Origin of the sequence: Bartonella sp. AP19HLJMH (assembly GCF_042196245.1) — a bacterium.
In the GTDB taxonomy this organism is placed as follows: Bacteria; Pseudomonadota; Alphaproteobacteria; order Rhizobiales; family Rhizobiaceae; genus Bartonella.
In genome coordinates this window covers 1-2000 of record NZ_JBHIPX010000047.1, presented here as the reverse complement: position 1 = coordinate 2000, position 2000 = coordinate 1, and the positions used below count along the sequence as shown (strand labels likewise).

2 protein-coding genes and 1 pseudogene are annotated in these 2000 nt (G+C 41.8%); all 3 read left to right on the top strand.

Features of this window, described 5'->3' with window-relative positions; genetic code table 11:
* A pseudogene (locus ACFINR_RS09215) lies at positions 1 to 74 on the top strand (DNA-binding protein); the annotation flags it as partial.
* 96 nt (positions 75 to 170) lie between these two features.
* On the top strand, positions 171 to 1070 hold the full coding sequence (locus tag ACFINR_RS09210; protein ID WP_375654220.1) for a toprim domain-containing protein: 900 nt from the start codon (positions 171 to 173) through the stop codon (positions 1068 to 1070).
* Positions 1067 to 2000 (top strand): DUF3987 domain-containing protein (locus ACFINR_RS09205; protein WP_375654219.1); only part of this gene is annotated, 934 nt, incomplete at its 3' end. The genes ACFINR_RS09210 and ACFINR_RS09205, both read left to right, overlap by 4 nt.

Here is a 2000-nt window from a genome sequence, read left to right as displayed (position 1 = left end):
CCCGTTGGTTACAATCAGATCTTTTGAATGTCATCGAGCAAGCAAAACAGCAACGTCAAAGTGACGCGGCATAAAAAAACTTGTCACGTAAGGACGGACAAGGCTTTCTCAAACTCATCAATCTAGAGAGTGCACAATCCGTCCTATGACACAACGTTATAGGATTTAAAATGATGTGTTCTTTTAAGAATGCGCGGGGTATTACTCGTGCATTACGTGGAGTTTGGCATGGGCGTTATGGAACAGCCCGTTGCCCTGCTCATGATGATAGGCTGCCTAGCTTATCCCTTGCCAATGGACATGATGGGCGTCTTTTACTCACTTGTTATGCTGGCTGCTCTTTTAGAGAGGTCATACAAGCGCTTATTAGAATTGGCTTGCTTGGAAAACAAGCCTTTTTTGATAAAGCTTATGCTCATACGCTTTCTTTCTCAAAACAGTTTTGTGCTGATCTCAAACAAGCAAAACAGAAAGCAGAGAGAGCAAAAGTAATTTGGCAACAAAGCCAACCAATCAAAAATACTTTAGCAGAAACCTATTTACGTATGCGGGGGATTACATGTGATTTGCCTGCTGATTTACGCTTTTACGACAAATGTCCACACCCCTCTGGGGGTACACTGCCCGCGTTGGTTGCTTTTGTTAAGGGCGCTGGCTCTTTCGCCATTCATAGAACCTTTTTACAAGCCAATGGCTGCAAAACAGATCAAAAACCAGCCAAAGCCATGTTGGGTTCTATCACGGGTGGTGGGGTGCAATTAAGTCAAGCCAATCCCAAACATCTGGTCATTTGTGAGGGCATTGAAACCGGTCTGGCTCTGCTGTCTGAGTTGTTATCAGAGCCCGTGAATTTATGGGCGTCCCTTTCAACCCATGGCATGATGCATGTGAATTTACCTCCTACAAAAGGGCGTCTGACAATTGCAATGGATGGCGATGATGCTGGTCGTAAAGCAGGTTTTACCCTCGCTGCACGTGCCTATAGACAAGGCTTTGAGGTCTTTATCATGCAAGCCCCATACGGTCTAGATTTCAATGATGTTTTGATACTGAAAGGTATAAATAAATGAGAGAGAATAAAAACAATATTGTCGATACCAACAATCAAAATGTTTCATTCAATGATAACGACAATGGCTCTTTAAATGATAAGACTTGTTTAGAAGCCATTCCTTATAAACAAGCATTGCAACAAAATGGTTGGGGGCAATTACAACCGATTGCCACGGCTCTCTTACCCGTCGAGCCTTTTAAAATATTCCTGCTTCCAACACCATTAATAAACTATGTTTATGACGTTGCTGATATTCAACAATCTTCTATCGATTTTGTTGCTGTTTCTGCTTTATGTGGATTGTCTGCTGTCATTGGAAATGGCGTGCGGATTGCTCCAAAACAACATGATGATTGGAAGATTGTCCCTAATCTCTGGGGCGCTCTTATTGGTCAACCTTCAACCATGAAAACACCTACCATGCAAGCCGCTTTAACTCCCATCACTTGCCTCCAAAAGAAATGGTATAAAGACTGGCTAAAGCAGAAAGAGAGACAAGAAATTGAAGAGATACTTGAAACTTTAGACAAATTCGAAAAGAAAAAACAAGCCCATAAAGCAATAAAAAAAGGAGATCTTGAAACAGCCCATGCTCTTTTGTCTGAAACCCTCTCTAAAGACAATGCGCGTGATGAGGATGTCTCTCGTTTTATTGTCAATGATGTGACCGTCGAAAAGCTTGGGGAACTTTTAAAAGAAAACCCCCGTGGTCTCTTGATGGTGCGTGATGAATTATCCGGTTTCTTAACAGATATGGAAAGAAAGGAATATCAAACAGACCGTTCCTTTTATTTGGAAGCTTTTAATGGAGATGGTCAATTTACTTATGACCGGATTAGGCGGGGAACCATTTTTATTCCCAATGCAATCATTTCCATTATTGGGGGCATTCAACCTTCACGGATTATTCCCATTATTCAAGCAATGCACCATGGAACAAATAATG